Origin of the sequence: Streptomyces hamibioticus (genome assembly GCF_047946815.1) — a bacterium.
Lineage (GTDB): Bacteria > Actinomycetota > Actinomycetes > Streptomycetales > Streptomycetaceae > Streptomyces.
This window is the reverse complement of sequence record NZ_JBKKQY010000001.1, coordinates 7,359,633-7,373,760: the sequence shown is the minus strand read 5'-3', so window position 1 is coordinate 7,373,760 and position 14,128 is coordinate 7,359,633. Positions and strand designations below refer to the sequence as shown.

17 protein-coding genes and 2 pseudogenes are annotated in these 14,128 nt (G+C 69.3%); 6 read left to right on the top strand and 13 right to left on the bottom strand.

Translation table 11 applies throughout. From position 1 onward, the window contains the following. The first annotated feature begins 9 nt into the window (after positions 1-9). Positions 10-183: a hypothetical protein gene (locus ACLGIH_RS33830; protein ID WP_416529066.1), complete on the top strand. Its 174-nt coding sequence runs from the start codon at positions 10-12 to the stop codon at positions 181-183. 663 nt (positions 184-846) lie between these two features. Here the strand turns inward: ACLGIH_RS33830 and ACLGIH_RS33825 are convergent. The 10 genes and pseudogenes from ACLGIH_RS33825 to ACLGIH_RS33780 form a co-directional block, all read right to left on the bottom strand. Beyond that, positions 847-1,317: a copper chaperone PCu(A)C gene (locus ACLGIH_RS33825; protein ID WP_416529065.1), complete on the bottom strand. Its 471-nt coding sequence runs from the start codon at positions 1,315-1,317 to the stop codon at positions 847-849. Further along, positions 1,314-1,988, bottom strand: coding sequence for an SCO family protein (locus tag ACLGIH_RS33820; protein ID WP_416529064.1), 675 nt, complete (start codon positions 1,986-1,988; stop codon positions 1,314-1,316). The genes ACLGIH_RS33825 and ACLGIH_RS33820 overlap by 4 nt, the downstream gene beginning before the upstream one ends. A gap of 200 nt (positions 1,989-2,188) precedes the next feature. Further along, positions 2,189-2,839, bottom strand: a complete 651-nt coding sequence (locus ACLGIH_RS33815) for a DUF305 domain-containing protein (protein ID WP_416529063.1) — start codon at positions 2,837-2,839, stop codon at positions 2,189-2,191. Beyond that, positions 2,836-3,480 (bottom strand): DUF3105 domain-containing protein, encoded by a 645-nt coding sequence (locus ACLGIH_RS33810; RefSeq protein WP_416529062.1) that lies wholly within the window; start codon positions 3,478-3,480, stop codon positions 2,836-2,838. The genes ACLGIH_RS33815 and ACLGIH_RS33810 overlap by 4 nt, the downstream gene beginning before the upstream one ends. A 117-nt stretch (positions 3,481-3,597) precedes the next feature. Then, the gene (locus tag ACLGIH_RS33805) at positions 3,598-4,050 is read right to left on the bottom strand and encodes a hypothetical protein (protein ID WP_416529061.1); all 453 of its coding nucleotides are present in this window, start codon (positions 4,048-4,050) and stop codon (positions 3,598-3,600) included. A 284-nt stretch (positions 4,051-4,334) separates the two neighbouring features. Then, positions 4,335-5,315 (bottom strand): M56 family metallopeptidase, encoded by a 981-nt coding sequence (locus ACLGIH_RS33800; RefSeq protein ID WP_416529060.1) that lies wholly within the window; start codon positions 5,313-5,315, stop codon positions 4,335-4,337. Continuing rightward, on the bottom strand, positions 5,312-5,686 hold the full coding sequence (locus tag ACLGIH_RS33795) for a BlaI/MecI/CopY family transcriptional regulator (RefSeq protein WP_416529059.1): 375 nt from the start codon (positions 5,684-5,686) through the stop codon (positions 5,312-5,314). Before ACLGIH_RS33795 ends, ACLGIH_RS33800 begins: the two co-directional genes overlap by 4 nt. A gap of 120 nt (positions 5,687-5,806) precedes the next feature. Then, the gene (locus ACLGIH_RS33790; protein WP_416529058.1) at positions 5,807-6,052 is read right to left on the bottom strand and encodes an SHOCT domain-containing protein; all 246 of its coding nucleotides are present in this window, start codon (positions 6,050-6,052) and stop codon (positions 5,807-5,809) included. A 418-nt stretch (positions 6,053-6,470) separates the two neighbouring features. Then, positions 6,471-7,403 (bottom strand): annotated as a pseudogene (locus tag ACLGIH_RS33785) (IS256 family transposase); the annotation flags it as partial. Then, positions 7,404-7,526, bottom strand: coding sequence for a hypothetical protein (locus ACLGIH_RS33780; protein WP_416529057.1), 123 nt, complete (start codon positions 7,524-7,526; stop codon positions 7,404-7,406). Positions 7,527-7,539: 13 nt separating this feature from the next. On the opposite strand from ACLGIH_RS33780, the pseudogene ACLGIH_RS33775 reads away from it, so the two are divergent. The 3 genes and pseudogenes from ACLGIH_RS33775 to ACLGIH_RS33765 all read left to right on the top strand — a co-directional run. Further along, positions 7,540-8,424, top strand: a pseudogene (locus ACLGIH_RS33775) (transposase family protein); the annotation flags it as partial. 143 nt (positions 8,425-8,567) lie between these two features. Further along, positions 8,568-8,915 (top strand): chromate transporter, encoded by a 348-nt coding sequence (locus ACLGIH_RS33770; protein ID WP_416529056.1) that lies wholly within the window; start codon positions 8,568-8,570, stop codon positions 8,913-8,915. Then, complete coding sequence (locus ACLGIH_RS33765) at positions 8,909-9,388, top strand: chromate transporter (RefSeq protein ID WP_416529055.1); 480 nt, start codon at positions 8,909-8,911, stop codon at positions 9,386-9,388. Before ACLGIH_RS33770 ends, ACLGIH_RS33765 begins: the two co-directional genes overlap by 7 nt. Before the next feature lie 74 nt (positions 9,389-9,462). On the opposite strand, the gene ACLGIH_RS33760 is transcribed toward ACLGIH_RS33765, so the two are convergent. From ACLGIH_RS33760 to ACLGIH_RS33750, 3 genes are read right to left on the bottom strand one after another with little or no spacing between them, the layout of a single operon-like run. Continuing rightward, complete coding sequence (locus ACLGIH_RS33760) at positions 9,463-10,494, bottom strand: NAD(P)/FAD-dependent oxidoreductase (RefSeq protein WP_416529054.1); 1,032 nt, start codon at positions 10,492-10,494, stop codon at positions 9,463-9,465. Beyond that, positions 10,491-11,006: an isoprenylcysteine carboxyl methyltransferase family protein gene (locus tag ACLGIH_RS33755; protein WP_416529053.1), complete on the bottom strand. Its 516-nt coding sequence runs from the start codon at positions 11,004-11,006 to the stop codon at positions 10,491-10,493. The genes ACLGIH_RS33760 and ACLGIH_RS33755 overlap by 4 nt, the downstream gene beginning before the upstream one ends. A 10-nt stretch (positions 11,007-11,016) precedes the next feature. After that, entirely contained in the window at positions 11,017-12,153 is a 1,137-nt protein-coding gene (locus ACLGIH_RS33750) for a type III polyketide synthase (protein ID WP_416529052.1), read from the bottom strand. A 46-nt stretch (positions 12,154-12,199) separates the two neighbouring features. Between ACLGIH_RS33750 and ACLGIH_RS33745 the strand changes: the two genes are divergently transcribed. Together ACLGIH_RS33745 and ACLGIH_RS33740 are read left to right on the top strand one after the other, a co-directional pair. Beyond that, positions 12,200-13,063: a UbiA family prenyltransferase gene (locus ACLGIH_RS33745; protein WP_416529051.1), complete on the top strand. Its 864-nt coding sequence runs from the start codon at positions 12,200-12,202 to the stop codon at positions 13,061-13,063. Positions 13,064-13,589: 526 nt separating this feature from the next. Next, positions 13,590-14,039: an RHS repeat-associated core domain-containing protein gene (locus tag ACLGIH_RS33740; protein ID WP_416529050.1), complete on the top strand. Its 450-nt coding sequence runs from the start codon at positions 13,590-13,592 to the stop codon at positions 14,037-14,039. Positions 14,040-14,128 lie beyond the last annotated feature (89 nt).

The window sequence follows — 14,128 nt, the reverse complement described above, 5'->3', positions numbered from 1 at the left end:
GGCGGTTGGATGAGCCCGCAAGGTGAGTGGACGGCCTCCGGGGCCCGAGTGAAGGGCGGGACGCTCACCCGCGTTCGCGACGAGACCGCGCTCGTCCTCTTCCCCGACCACTGGCAGGCGGGCTCCTTCCAGCAGGAGACCCCCGACGCTCGCCTAGGCCACATCCCCGCCACCTACTGCTGACGTCCCTTCAGCGGCGCGTGGTCGGTCATTCTCCGCCCGCGACGGGAGAAGAACGTGATCCGCCAGGCGTCAAGACCCTCCCCTGCCGGGGCGCTTGCTATCCCGCCCTCGATGTGGCGGGGGGGTCGTGCTGATCGCGGTCATCACCCTCGCGTGGGCGTGGCCACAGTGATGCACAAGCGCCGCAAGGGAGTACTCAATCCACTGTGGGTGTCCTCAACGACGGACAAGCTGGCCATCACGCATGTGGTGCTCTCCCCGGCGCTGCGGCCCGTCACGCTGACGTTCGTCTTCGCCCTGTGCTCCCTGGGGCAGGCTGTCGCTTGGACGTGGGCGTTGTGGGACCGCGCCCCGGCGTTGCACCGGCCGGTGCCGACTCGCCCGGGAGCTGCGAGCAGCACGGGCGAGGGTGTCGGCTGGCCGCGCACGCCACTCCCGTCACCCGCGCCCGTCTCTCGGTAATGGCCGTCGAAGATAGCCTTCATAGTCCGCCACCGAGAGGAGGGGAAGCAAGACGAACGTCAGGGCCAGCCGACCGTGGTAACGGCCGTCGGGCGTCGCCCTGGGCCGCGCGGGCACCGATGACGCCGCCGCTTGCGCCGGCCACCATACGTCCGGAGCCTGCTGCGCCGACGGTGCCCCGAAGGCCGGCACCTGGAGATGTCACCGCTCATGATCGTGGTCCTGCTTCGGGTTGAAGGTGGGCGCCTCGACCGGGACATCCAGCGTGACCGGGGCGGTTTTCGCGAAGTGCAGTTGCACGGAGACGCGGTCACCTTCGACCGGTTTCCGGCTGAGGCTCATGAACATCAGGTGACTGCCGCCGCGCTTCAGTACGAGCGTTCCGTGAGCCGGGGTCTCCAGGGTCGTCACCTGCCGCATCCCGTCGCCGGCGGCCTGGTGCAGGGAGATGTCGTCGGAGAGGTCGCTGGTGACCGAGACGAGCTCGTCGGCCGCGTCGCCGCTGTTGGTCACCGTCAGGTAGCCGCCCGCGAGATCGGATGTGACCGGCTGCGGCATGAACGCACCGGAGACGGTGAGTTCGGGCCCCTTCGGGCCGGAGGAGCAGGCGGCGAGTGCCACAGGGGCCATGAGCGCCAGGGCGGCCGACAGAGCGGCGCGGCGCCCGGTCACGGAAGCTTTCCCTTGATGAGCTTGGGAAGGTCCTTGGCGTAGTCCTCCGCTGTGGCCTCCTGGCCGCTGTAGATGACATGCGCTTTGTCGTCCTTCGGAGAGAAGGCCAGGACCGTCTTGCCGTGCGTGGCGCTGACCTTGCCGTCCTTGCTCTTCACGGGTGGCGCCATGCCCACGCCCACGCTGCGGGCGGCCGCCTCGACGGTCTTGTAGTCCCCGCTGAGCCCGATGAAGTCCGGGTTCCCGGCGCTGCGCAGCCACTTGCCCAGCTCCTCTGGTGTGTCGCGCTCGGGGTCGGTGGTGACGAACACGAACCGGAGCTTGTCCTGGTCGGCCTTGGGCAGGTCCTTGTACGCGAGGGCCATGTTGCTCACGGCCAGCGGGCAGGCGTCCGGACAGTGGGTGTAGCCGAAGTAGAGCAGGGTGAGCTTGCCCTTGGTCTGCTCCCGCAGGTCGAACTTCTCGCCGTGGGTGTCGGTGAGGACCAGTTCCGGCTTGGTGAACGGCTGGTCCAGCACGGTCACGGCCTTGTCCGTGCCCGCGGTGGCGTCGACGGAGACGACGGGCTTGTCCTCAGCTCCGGCTTCGGATCCGGCGCCGCTGCCGCAGGCGGACAAGGTGAGCGCGGCAGCCGCAATGACCGCGGCGGCGAGCAGGGTGCGATGACGCATGACGAACGACCCCCAGGGGGTGGTGACAGGACGGTGCGGGATGGCACCCGCGAAACAACTAAGCTCTTTAGGTGTTCGGTGGTGGAGTTTACGACGGCCCCGTCCGGGGGCCCGCAGGCACCCCGCCCCGACGGGGTACGGAGTGCCGCCGGCACCCGCCGGGGGTGGCGGCAGGCCTGGGCCGCCACCCCCGGTAGGGGTCACTTCGTGGGGCTCGCGCCGCGCTCGGCGAGCATGTCGGCCATGAGCTTCATCTCGGACTGCTGGCCGCGGACCATGCCTTCGGCCAAGTCCTTGATCTGCTCATCGTCGGCCAGGTCAGCGGCTCTTTGGGCCATGTCGACGCCGGCGCGGTGGTGCTCGGTCAGCAGCCGCAGATAGAGAATCTCGGCGGTCCTGCCCTCGGCCTTGCGCAGCTGGTCGATCTGGGTGTTCGTGGCCATGCCGGGCATCAGGGAGCCGTCGTGCGGCTCGTAGGCCATGCCGCGGCCCGACCAGGCCATCGGCGGCTTGTCGGAGACGGTCGGAAGTCCCCAGACCTCCAGGCGGCCGAGGAGCATGCCGCGCTGGTTGGCCTGGGTGTTGATGACGTCGAAGGCGAGGCGGCGCACGTCCTCGTCGTCGGTGCGGTCGCGGACGATGAACGACAGGTCCACCGCCTGCTGGTGGTGGACAGCCATGTCCCGGGCGAAGCCCGCGTCCGCCGACGCCGCGGACGGCGCCGGTTCCGACTCGGGCGGGTTCTTCGCCGCGATCAGCGCGAGGACCACCAGCCACAGGCCGACGAAGGCGCCGCCCCCGGCCAGGAGCCACCGGCGCGAGGCGCGGGCGCCGACGGCGGGGGCGCTCACTGCATGCTCCCGCCGGAGCAGGTGGCGCCCTTCTCCGGGGTCTGCTCGCCCTGGACGTACTTGTCCAGGAACTGATCGACTCTGGTGTCGGATGCCTTGTCCACCTCCAGCTGGACGCCCCAGGCGGTCAGCGTGATCGGCGAGGACTGGTCCTTGTAGGGGCTGAGGAAGGTGTACGGGGTTTTGGACACCCGGTCGCCGAGTGACTCGATGTCCGTCTTGGCGGCCTTGTCGTTGTAGGTGATCCAGACGGCACCGTGCTCCAGGGAGTGCACGGCGTTCTCCTGCTTGATCTCCTTGGTATACACCTTGGCGTCGCAGGCGGCCCAGACCGGGTGGTGGTCGCCGCCGGCAGCGGGGCTCATCGGGTAGGCGACCTTGGTCTGCACGTGGTTCTGGCTGAGGTTCTCCCAGGTCTTCACCCCCTTCACGGGGGCTGCCTTGGCCGCTTCCTTGGCGCGCTGCGATTCCTCTGCCGAGGACCACAGGTACCAGCCGCCGCCGAGCGTGGCGGCGACGACCGAGGTGACGGCGGTGATGGTGAGGATCCTGTTGCGCCGTTCGCGGGCCTGTTCGGCGCGGCGCATCTGCTCTATACGGGCGCGGCGTTCCGCGCTCTTGGCTTTCGCGTTCGAGCCCATGGGTGTGTCCTTCTCCGCGCCGCTCCTGAACTCGGCGGCGTTGCTCGTGCTGGGGGATGGTCAGACGCGCGGAACCGGAGCAGCGCATGCTTAGGCGACGCGCTCCGGCCTCACTCGCTACACCCGCAGCACCTGCAACTGATGGAGATCCGGGGGTCGGGATGCCAAGTTGCCGTGGGCAGCGACGGTGGCTGCCTGAACAGGCTCGATCGCCACGGCCACTTGCTCATCGGCCGGAGCAGAACACGGCCCGGAACGGGCGGAATCGTCGCGGACACCTTCGGGCAGGCCGCTGTCGCAGTGCCCACGGCTGTCCTCGCGTACACACTCATCACAAAGGGGCTGATCGGACATGCCCGTCTCGGAGACGGCGTGGGAGACCATGCTCCCGTGCGGGGCAGCATGGCTCTGCGCCATGCCCGCAGGCATCTGGTCGGCCAGGGCGGCGCCACACATCAGGGTGGTAAAGGCCAGGCCCGTCAGCACGACGGCCAGCAGCCTGCCGATCAGCCCCCGCTTACCCCTGCCGGCAACGCTCGGCAGGCGAGGTGACGAGGCGCTCATCGCCACCGGCTCAGTCCGAAGAGCGCCAGCACGATGCCGCCGACCTGCCCGTAGGAGTGGTGGGGATCGAAAGGCAGCACCAGGAAGCCCGGCATGTTGTCGAGCAGGGTCGAGGGTGAACAGTCCGACCCCCACGCACAGCGCCGTCCACATGACGACCCGGTCCCGGCGGTGGGCCGCCTGCGGATTCCTGGCCGCGGCGGGCTTGGACATGCGGGCCACTCCCATTACCTAAGCTCCATAGGTGATAAGAGTGAAAGTATCAGATGCCCGCACCCAGGCCCTGGGTCTTACACGAGACGCTGAGCGCCGGCCACCGAGGCGTCGGGCAGCGGGCAAGTCGTCATGCCGGTCGCCGCTACCGCGGGCTGGGCGGCCAGGACCAGCGGCAGTGCCAGCACCGCACCCGCCACCAGTGCCCCGGCCGAGACGGCCGCCCGGCGCAGTGGCCGAGGCGGGCCGAGGAGCCGTCGCACCCGGCCGGCGACCTGGCCACCGGACGCCGCCAGTGAAGCGGCCGGCACCCCGGCCCCGGCCAGCTCGACCAGCGCACCGGCCAGGGTGAGGGAATCGGTACGGTCCGTGGCCTCGTCGTCGGCGGCCATCTCCACCAGCTGCCGGGTGTGATCCGCCGCGGTACGGAACAGCGACACCTTCGGGAAGGCCCGCTCCAGTGCCTCTGCGTAGGCAAGGACCAGGTGGTGCCGCTGGCGGATGTGAGCCCGCTCGTGGGCGATCACCGCATCCAGCGCGTACGGCTCCAGCGCGGCCAATGCCGCCGAGGTCAGCACGATCCGGTGTCCGGTTCCGGGCAGGCAGTACACCGCCGGACGGTCGTCCTGCAGGACGGTCACCCCCAGATCGGGGTGCGCGCGACCGACCATCGCCAGCACGTCGGCGTGCCGACGGCGCTCCCGCCGCGCCCGCCACAAGGATGCCCCCAGACACCAGCCGGCGCGGCCCACCACGGCCAGGGCCAGGACCGTGCCGGTGGCGGCCGTCACTGCACCGCCCGGCGTGGCGTACTGAGCGCGCAGTGCCATCACGCACGCGTGCAGCATGTCCGCCAGGCTGCCGCTGATCGGCATCATGGGCACGGCCAGAACGAGCCCGGCCAGCGCGACCGAGAGGACAACCGTGGCCGTGATCGCCTGCCAGGCCCAGATCGCCAGCCGCGGGGCCCGCGCCGCCCAACCCGTACGGACCAGCAGGACCGGGGCAAGGGTGCCCACCAGGGCCGCGTAACCCAGCAGCAGCAGTGCGACCCTCATGAGCGGCTCCCGTCACGGCGTGCGGCGAGTGCCGCCCGCAACTCGTTGACCTCGGCCTCGTCCAGCCCGTCGAACAGCCGCACCAGGGTCGCGGTACGGTCCGCTCCGGTCGCCCACACCTGGTCGATCAGAGACGCCGCATACTCTTCACGGTCCTTCGTGGCCTGATAGTTGAAGGCCCGGCCGTCCTTCGCCCGGGACAGCCAGCCCTTGCGATGCAGGATCTCCATCACCGTCTGCACCGTGTTGTACGCCAGTGGCTGCGGCCGGTCGCCATTGAGCCGATCCAGCACCTCGCGCACCGGCAGCGGCGCCTCCGCGGCCCACACCACGTCCATGATCGCCTGCTCCAGCTCGCCAAAGCCTCGCATCCCGGCCGCCTCCCTGCACGAAAACCTAAGCACCATAGTACGCATCGCCTACTTGAGTGCTGGGGCGGTGGCATCGACACCTGCGGTGGCAAATCTCCCTGCCTGGGTGTGAGGAGTCGGTCACTGCTCCAGGTCGATCTTGCGTTGCAGGTATTCCTCACGGCCGATCTCGCCCGCGGCGTACTGCCGGCGCAGTTCCTCCTGGGCATGATCGTGGCGACTGGGAAACTCGGACCGGCTGGGACTATTCGTGAGTGCGCGCACGCCCCACACGGCTCCGGCGACGCCGAGCCCGAGCACCATCACCGCCACAACTCCCCAAAGGATCATCATCCAGGGGCCCATCATTCCCATCATGTCGCACATTGCTCTCAGCTCCCTGGCTGAAATCGGACGCCCCCGCGGTCTCTGCCCAACGTAACACCTAAGAGGCTTCGGAGTACGGACGGCGGACACTGCCCGGCGACCTGCTCGGCTGCCGTGGGGAGTGCAAGCCGCTGATTCGATGCCTGTATCTGGTAGATCATCAAGCTCCAGACAGCGGAAACCTGGGCCATGCCTACATCCACAAGCAGAGATCCACCTATACGCAGGACGCATCTGGTGCGGCGGCGGGCGAAGGCAAGACGCGCTGCTCTTGCCCAGGGCGATGGTGAACAGCAACCGGCACGCCGAGACCGACGGCACAGGCGAAGGTAGCGCCGCACGAGGTGGAGCCGGGGCGAGTGCTTCCAAACCATCGCTTCAAACCGCCCCCGCGCTGCTCAGGCAGGTCAGCCTGCCGTTGACGTTGTTCGAGGTGGAAGTCCGGTCCCACAGTGTCCGAGAGACACGCCCACAGCTTCACGATCGCCGGGTACTTCCTGTCCCAGGCGTCGGCGAACTCGGCGAACCACTCCGGGGCGGCTTCCTCGGTTGGCGCCGTGTAGACGGGCTTGAGGAGGCGGGCGATCTTGTCCCAGTCCTGGCGGGCGGCATAGCGGAAGGAGTTCCGCAGCAGATGCACCACGCAGGTCTGCACGATGGTGCCGGGCCAGACCGTCTCCACCGCCTCGGGCAGGCCCCTGAGCCCGTCGCAGACCAGCATCAGCACATCGTTCACGCCGCGGTTCTTGACCTCAGTGAGGATGTGCATCCAGTGCTTGGCACCCTGGCCGCCGTCGCCGGCCCACAGCCCCAGAATCTCCCGCCGCCCCTCAGTGGTGACGGCCAGGGCCACATAGATCGGCTGGTTGGCCACCGCGCCGTCGCTGATCTTGACGTGGATGGCGTCGATGAAGACCACCGGATAAACGACATCGAGCGGCCGGTTCTGCCACTCGGCCATGCCGTCCAGGACCTTGTCCGTGATCGTGGAGATGGTCTGCCGGGAGACCTCGGCCCCATGGACCTCCGCGAGATGGGCCTGGACCTCACCGGTGGTCAGGCCCTTGGCGGCCAGCGAGATCACCATCTCGTCAACGCCGGTCAGGCGCTTCTGCCGCTTCTTGACGATCTTCGGTTCAAAAGAGCCGTCCCGGTCGCGGGGCACGGCTGTCTCCACCAGTCCCACATCGGTCAGCACGGTCTTGGAGCGTTTGCCGTCGCGGGAGTTGCCGCCGTTTTTTCCCGCCGGATCGTGCTTGTCATAGCCGAGGTGGTCGGTGATTTCGCCCTCGAGAGCGGACTGCTGCAGCCGCTTGGTCAGCTGCTGCAGCAATCCGCCCTCACCTGTCAGCTACAAGCGCTCAGCCTGGGCACGGCTCACCAGCTCGTCGATCAGCTGGTCGTCCACGGCCTTCGCTGACACCGCCGCTGCCGACTCGACAGCCTCGTGCCCGGCCACGTTCTCACTGGTCATCGATGCATCTTCCATGATCGGGAGTTACACCGAACGATTCACAGTCCCGTTCTCGTTCGTCGATCATGATCGTGTGATGGGGAACGTGTCTCGTGCAGCGATCATCAGCGACCGGAGGATCACGGGTCTGTCGGCCGACGTGCTTGCTGAACTCATCGCTGAGGTAGGCCCGATGTGGCACGAGCGGCACCAGGCCAAGCTCGCGTCCCGGCCACGGAAGCAGGCGGTGGGCGCCGGCGCGAAGCACCAGTTGGTGTTCGTCGACCGTCTCCTGGCCACGCTCGTGCGTCTCCGTCACGCCGCCACGCACGACGTGCTGGCCTGCTGGTTCGGCGTCGACCGCTCCACCATCATCCGGGCCATCGGTGAGGAGCGGCCTCTGCTCGCCGAGCGAGGCTGCACCATCAGCCGCGGAGTGCGGCTCCGGACCCTCGCCGAGGTCGTCAACCATCTCGGCGCCAGCGGGAAGACCGGCATCATCGATGGCACCGAGATCCGAGTCAGGCGCCCGGCTGCCGGACGCAAAGACCGGGACAAGTTCATCTCCGGCAAGAGCAAGCAGAACGCGGTCAAGACCACGGTCGTCACGGATGGCGACGACCGGATGCTCTTCTGCAGCCCGACTCAGCACGGCAGCTGCGCGGACATCACCCCTGTCCGCAAGTTAGGGCTGGTCAGACTCTTGGAGAGCGGCCCGGCAGCCGAGATCCTCGCGGATGCCGGCTACCAGGGCCTGGGAGCCCAGACCGGCGGGCGCGTGGTGACACCACCGCACCGCAAGTTCAAGAAGAACGCCCCGGACTGGTACGAGGAGATGCACGAGCGCCAGCGCAAAGCGCACTCCTCGCGGCGCATCCGCGTCGAGCACGGCATCGCGCACCTGAAGAACTGGCGGGCACTGGCCCGCCACTTCGGCTGGCTCATCGCCCGTTACACCCCCGCCACCCGCACCGTCAATGCCAGGGACACCGGCGACGGTGGGCCCGCGCCGCTGATCGCCGACGACGCCCTGCACCACGAGCACTCCACCCGCCGCCGCACGTGGCGCCTCTTCCTGACCGGCCTGGTCCTGTGGGCGGAACCGCTGGCTGTCGTCGCCACCCTGTTCGGCACCAACAGCACCTTACCGACCAGTCACTGTTCTTCTCCGGCACCGCCCTGGTCACCTTCGGCGGCGCCTACGCCGTCCTCACCTACGTCGCCCAGCAGGCGGTACAGACCTGCGGCCGGCTCAGCCCCGGCGAGATGGTCCGCGGCCTGGCCCTGGCCGAATTACTTGTAACCCCCGGACCGCTGATCATGGTCTTGCGGTTCGTCACCTTTCTCGGCGCCTACCGCGCCCCCGGCCCCCTCAGCCCTGGGCCGCCGCCCTGCTCGGCGCCTTGCTGACTACCTGGGTCACCTTCGTGCCCTGCTTCATGTTCGTCTTCCTCGGCGCCCCGTCCATCGAACGCCTGCGCGGCAACCGCCACGTCGCCGCCGCCCTGAGCGGCATCACCGCCGTAGTCGTCGGCGTCATCGCCAACCTCGCTGTGTACTTCGCCGAGCACACCCTGTTCACCAGCGTGCACACTGCGGCCTTCGGCCCGCTCACCCTTCAGCTGCCCGACCCCACCACCGTCACGAAATCATGCCGGCGCGGACCGGCGACGGCGACCCGCTGGGCACCGAGGACCTCGCACCCGCTGCCGCTCGCACAGGCCCCACATGGCTACGGGGTTTTCCAGAAGAAGCAGGACGGCTGCGTCAACGTGTGCTCAAGCCCTGATCCACGCGCCAAGTCAATTCCGTTCCGGCGGCGTGGCACCATCACCCGGCACTCTCAGCGGTATGAGTCACGTGGCCAGGGTGGGCCCAACTGACGGCGATGATCCGGACGAACTTCGGGAGTGGGTCGGCAACCAGGCGGGCCATGGCCCTTCTGCGTGGCAGGGTTTCAGGCCAGGGCGTTCACGGCCGCAGCGAAGAGGTGCGGCAGGCGTTCGGCCGTGGGCACAATGCGCGGCGCGAGCGCGGGCTTCTGGCGGGCACGCACCAGAAGCTCAGTCAGAAGCCGGTGGCGGCGAGTGGCGCGGTCCAAGTCGGTCTCGTAGTGGTCCGGTGTACCGCGGCGCACGTTGCCGACCAGGGCTTGGGCGCCGGTGAGGGCCAGGGAGATGCCTTCGCCGGTCAGCGCGTCGATGTATCCGGCAGCGTCGCCGACGAACAGGACCCGCCCATGGCGTCGGGCTCTTGTTTGCTGGCGGAGCGGGCCCGCGCCTCGCACCGCGGTGACGGCCGTTTCCGCGGGGAGGCGGGCCGCCAGATCGGGGAAGCGCCGCAGCTGGGTGGCGAAGGGAGCGCGCTGGTCGGTCAGCAAGGCGATGCCCACGAGTTCGGGTCCGAGCGGGGTGACGTATGCCTCCCCGTGAGGTCCCCAGTGCACCTCGACGTAGGACGACCACGGGGGCACCGCGTAGTGACGGCGCAGCCCGTACCGGGGCACCGCACGGCTCCTCACCTCCAGGCCGAGCGAACGGCGCACCGGTGAGTGCAGTCCGTCCGCGGCCACCAGCCATCGGGCGCGCAGGCCCGTGCCGGGCACGGTCACACCCGTGGCGTCCTGCCGTACCTCTCCCACCCGCAAGGGCAGGACGGGAACCCCCGCCTCCGACACGGCCTGGTGCAGCGCACTGTGCAGGTGGGTTCGGCGGGCACCGAGGCCAGGGCCGTGCCGGAACGCCGCCTGGACCCGGCGGGGGCCCTGGACGTAGCGGATGCCGGTGAGGGGTTGGCCGGCGACCTGCAGGCCGAGGGCAGCCAGGTGGCGGACGGCGCCGGGCATCAGGCCCTCGCCGCACGCCTTGTCGACCGGCACCTGGCGTGGCTCGGCCACGACGGTGTCGAGACCGGCGCGCGCGGCGTGCAGGGCGGTCGCGAGGCCGGCGGGACCGCCTCCGACGATCAACAGGTCGTGGCCGGCGTTCATGCGGGCAGCGCCTGGGTGAGGGCCGTGTTCTCGCAGCGGACACGGACCGTGAGCAGCGCCGCGTTGGCGAGCGTGAACACTGCTGCGGTAAGCCATGCGGAGTGCACGAGCGGCAGTGCGGCGATCTCCACCACGACGGCGACGTAGTTGGGATGGCGCAGGAAGCGGTACGGACCGGCGCCGACCAGCCGCGCTCCGGGCACGACGATGACCCGGGTGTTCCAGTACGGCCCGAGCGTGGTGATGCACCACCAGCGCAGCACCTGGGCCAGCACGGCCAGCGCCAGCATCGGCCATCCCAGGGCGGGCAGGAACGGCCGGTGGGCGAGCACGGGTTCGAGAAGGCAGCACACGAGGAGGCCCGTGTGCAGGGCGACCATGACGGGGTAGTGACCGCGGCCGTACTCCACACCGGCGCGGGCAAGGGTCCAGGCCGCGTTCCGCCGCGCCACGACCAACTCGGCGACACGTTCGGCGGCCACGGCCAGGAGAAGAAGCGAGTACCAGATCATGGAGGCCCACTCACCAGCGCAGTAGGACGAGTTCGGAACAGAACCCCGGGCCCATCGCCATCAGCAGCCCCCACGTGCCGGGCTCGGGCCGACGCGATTCCCGAATGCTCTGCAGGATGTGCAGGACGGAGACGGACGACATGTTCCCCACGGCCGCGAGCGAGCGCCATGAGCTGTCCAGGGTATCGTCGGGCAGGCCGAGGGTGTCGGTCACGGCAGAGAGCACCTTGGGACCTCCCGGATGGCACACCCACGTCCCGATGTCGTCGGTGGTGAGGCCGTGCTCGGCCAGGAAGGCACGCAGACTTCCACCGAAATGGTTGCGGACGATGCCGGGAATGCCGGCGCCGATCACGACGCGGAACCCACCGGCTGTGATGTCCCACCCCAGGAGTTGGCCGGTGTCCGGGTAGAGATGGCTTCGTGTGGCGATCACCCTCGGCCCGGCTCCGGCCGCCCCGGTGATACCGCGGCCGCGTGCGACGAGCGCTGCCGCTCCGTCACCGAACAGGGCACCGGCGACGAGATTGGCGTGGGAGTCGTCGCGCTGCTGAAGGGTCAGTGAGCACAGCTCGACGGTGAGCAGCACAGCCGTGTCGTCGGGGTGTCCGCGCAGATAGTCGTGCAGCCGGGCGAGGCCGGCGGCACCCGCCACGCAGCCCAGGCCGAACACCGGGAGCCTCTTGACGTCGGGCCGTAGTCCCACGCGCCCGGCCAGACGTGCATCGAGCGACGGGGCGGCGATGCCGGTGATGGAGGCGCACACCAGCAGGTCGACATCGGCCGGCTCGAGCCCCGCCTCCTGCAGCGCGCCGGTCAGAGCTTCCTCGCCCAGGTCGAGGCCCGCCTCCAGCCAGGCGTTGTTGCTCCGCCCGAAGTCGCCAAGACCGGCGTACCGCTCGATCGGCAGGGCTAGATGACGGGTGTGCACAGCGGCGGATGCGTGCAGGCGGTGCAACAGCGTTCGGTCGGCTCCCGGGGCCAGGCACAGGTCGCCGATCGGCCCGGTGAGGTCGTCCTGGGCGTAGCGGTGCGGCGGCAGTGCGGTGCGGACGGCAGCGATCGTGGTCGCCGTGGCGTGCACAGCTTTTCGGCGCGGCGCGGCGGGCGAGGAAGGGGCATCGTCGACGATCACAGGGACACGCATGTCGTTCATACCTTCCTCACCACGGATGTCCGATTACCGTGCATACGTGGCTCTCCACCCGTCTGGGGTCTCCTCACACACGACCCACCGTGTCCCGGCGCTGCTGCGCTCCTGCCATCCGGAGCCGGCGCTCGCGGTGACAGTGTTTGTCACCGCGCTGGCCGTGGCAGCGGGCCGTGGACCGGCGGGGTCGGCGGCGGTGGCCGCGGCCGTGCTGGTCGGCCAGCTCTCGGTGGGCTGGTGCAACGACGCAGTCGACGCACACCGCGACACGGTCTGCGGGCGCCGGGACAAGCCGGCGGCGACCGGTGAGCTCCCGCCCCGGGCGGTGGGCGTCGCGGCCGGGGCGGCCCTGGGGCTGTGCGTACCGCTGTCGCTGCTGAGCGGGGCCGCCGCGGGAGCGGCTCATCTGGGGGGCATGGTGGCAGCGGGCTGGGCGTACAACCTTCGGTTGAAGCACACCCTGCTCTCCCCGCTGCCCTATGCGGTGGGCTTCGGCTCGCTGCCGGCCTTCGTCACCCTCGGTCTGCCGTCGCCGTCCTGGCCGGCCTGGTGGGCCGTGACAGCGGGGGCACTGCTGGGCGTGGGCGCGCACCTGGTGAACGTCCTCCCGGACATCGATGACGATCTCGCCACCGGCGTGCGCGGCCTGCCGCAGCGACTGGGCCGGGCGGCCTGCCGGCGGCTGGCCCCGTTCGTGATACTGACGGCCGTCGGCGTGCTCGCTGTGGGACCGCCCGGTCCGGTTGGGACGACGGGCTGGACGCTGACGGCGGCGGCCGGGACGGTCGCCGTTCTAGGGACGGCTTCGCCCTCGCAGGCCCGCAGCCGGTGGCCGTTCCGGGCGGCCATCGTGGTGGCGGGCACCGCCGTGGCACAGGTTCTGATGCGAGGGCCGGACATGGTCTGACCAAGACTGCGGAGCCCTCAGCGGAGAGTCGGGCCGAATCCTCTCCCATGACGTCGTACTCGCGTTGGTCGGCGGGCAGCGCCCGCTCTGCTCCTCTGTGAAGCGCGGAGAGATCTGGGCCCTCCCGAACGGCCGAAATGTCCTGGTCACCAGCACGGACCCGGCGAGCCGGATGGCGCCTGGTGCCCCGGCATGGCGCAGATCGGGCGGTCGCCACCGCTATCACCCGCTGGCCTGCGGCCATAGCACCGGACTGCGCAACCCTGCCTGGTGACCTGCTGACGAGAAACATCCGCTCTGCGAGCGGCGGCCTGGCCGCCACCAGCAGCAAGACGGCCGACATCGTCCTACAGCTCACCTCGATACACGGGGATGTTGCGCTCCAGCTTCCCCTGGACATCAGTAGGCCACCGATCGCCTTCGACAGCGATGAGTACGGCCGCAGCAGGTCGGGACAGCACCCCCCCGATACGGCTGGCTGGGCAACCACCAGCGCTCGTCCGAGACGGTGAGTTCGCTGATGTTCATGGGTGTTCGTCTCTATAACCCGGACACCGGGCGGTTCCTGTCCGTAGACCCTGTCTACGGGGGAAACGAGAACGCATACGAGTACTGCGGCGGCGACCCAGTCGCTTGTACCGACACCACCGGCAAGGTCCGCATCCGCTGGTGGAAACCGTGGTGGTCCCCGAAGTACATGCTCAGGATGGACCTGAACCGAGCAGAAACCAGATGGGTGGCCTTTGGCACTGGGAGCGCAGCCGGGTTCCTCAGCTGGGCCAAGGACATCAAGTGGATCCCGAAGAACTGGAAGCATGCGATCACGGCAGTCCGCGGATACCTCTGGTACTTAGCCGCAGTCGCCGCATACGCAGTAGCTCGCCGGAAGTGCACCTCTGTGATCACCGGAGCCCTCAGGCTGGGAGGCAACGTATTCATTCCCATCCCACCGACAATCTGGACTCGCCGATGCTGAACCAGCCCACTGAACGCTTCTCATCCTGTGGTTCGCGGGTGACGACGGCTGGCGGTCAGGGCCCGTGACGTGGCAGGGCTCCTGGTCGT

Excerpts from the sequence above, each read along its gene's own strand:
- ACLGIH_RS33830 (WP_416529066.1), top strand. The coding sequence starts at position 10 with ATGAGCCCGCAAGGTGAGTGGACGGCCTCCGGGGCCCGAGTGAAGGGC.
- ACLGIH_RS33820 (WP_416529064.1), bottom strand. The coding sequence starts at position 1,988 with ATGCGTCATCGCACCCTGCTCGCCGCCGCGGTCATTGCGGCTGCCGCG.
- ACLGIH_RS33810 (WP_416529062.1), bottom strand. The coding sequence starts at position 3,480 with ATGGGCTCGAACGCGAAAGCCAAGAGCGCGGAACGCCGCGCCCGTATA.
- ACLGIH_RS33800 (WP_416529060.1), bottom strand. The coding sequence starts at position 5,315 with ATGAGGGTCGCACTGCTGCTGCTGGGTTACGCGGCCCTGGTGGGCACC.
- ACLGIH_RS33795 (WP_416529059.1), bottom strand. The coding sequence starts at position 5,686 with ATGCGAGGCTTTGGCGAGCTGGAGCAGGCGATCATGGACGTGGTGTGG.
- ACLGIH_RS33790 (WP_416529058.1), bottom strand. The coding sequence starts at position 6,052 with ATGTGCGACATGATGGGAATGATGGGCCCCTGGATGATGATCCTTTGG.
- ACLGIH_RS33780 (WP_416529057.1), bottom strand. The coding sequence starts at position 7,526 with ATGACCAGTGAGAACGTGGCCGGGCACGAGGCTGTCGAGTCGGCAGCG.
- ACLGIH_RS33760 (WP_416529054.1), bottom strand. The coding sequence starts at position 10,494 with ATGAACGCCGGCCACGACCTGTTGATCGTCGGAGGCGGTCCCGCCGGC.
- ACLGIH_RS33755 (WP_416529053.1), bottom strand. The coding sequence starts at position 11,006 with ATGATCTGGTACTCGCTTCTTCTCCTGGCCGTGGCCGCCGAACGTGTC.
- ACLGIH_RS33750 (WP_416529052.1), bottom strand. The coding sequence starts at position 12,153 with ATGCGTGTCCCTGTGATCGTCGACGATGCCCCTTCCTCGCCCGCCGCG.
- ACLGIH_RS33740 (WP_416529050.1), top strand. The coding sequence starts at position 13,590 with ATGGGTGTTCGTCTCTATAACCCGGACACCGGGCGGTTCCTGTCCGTA.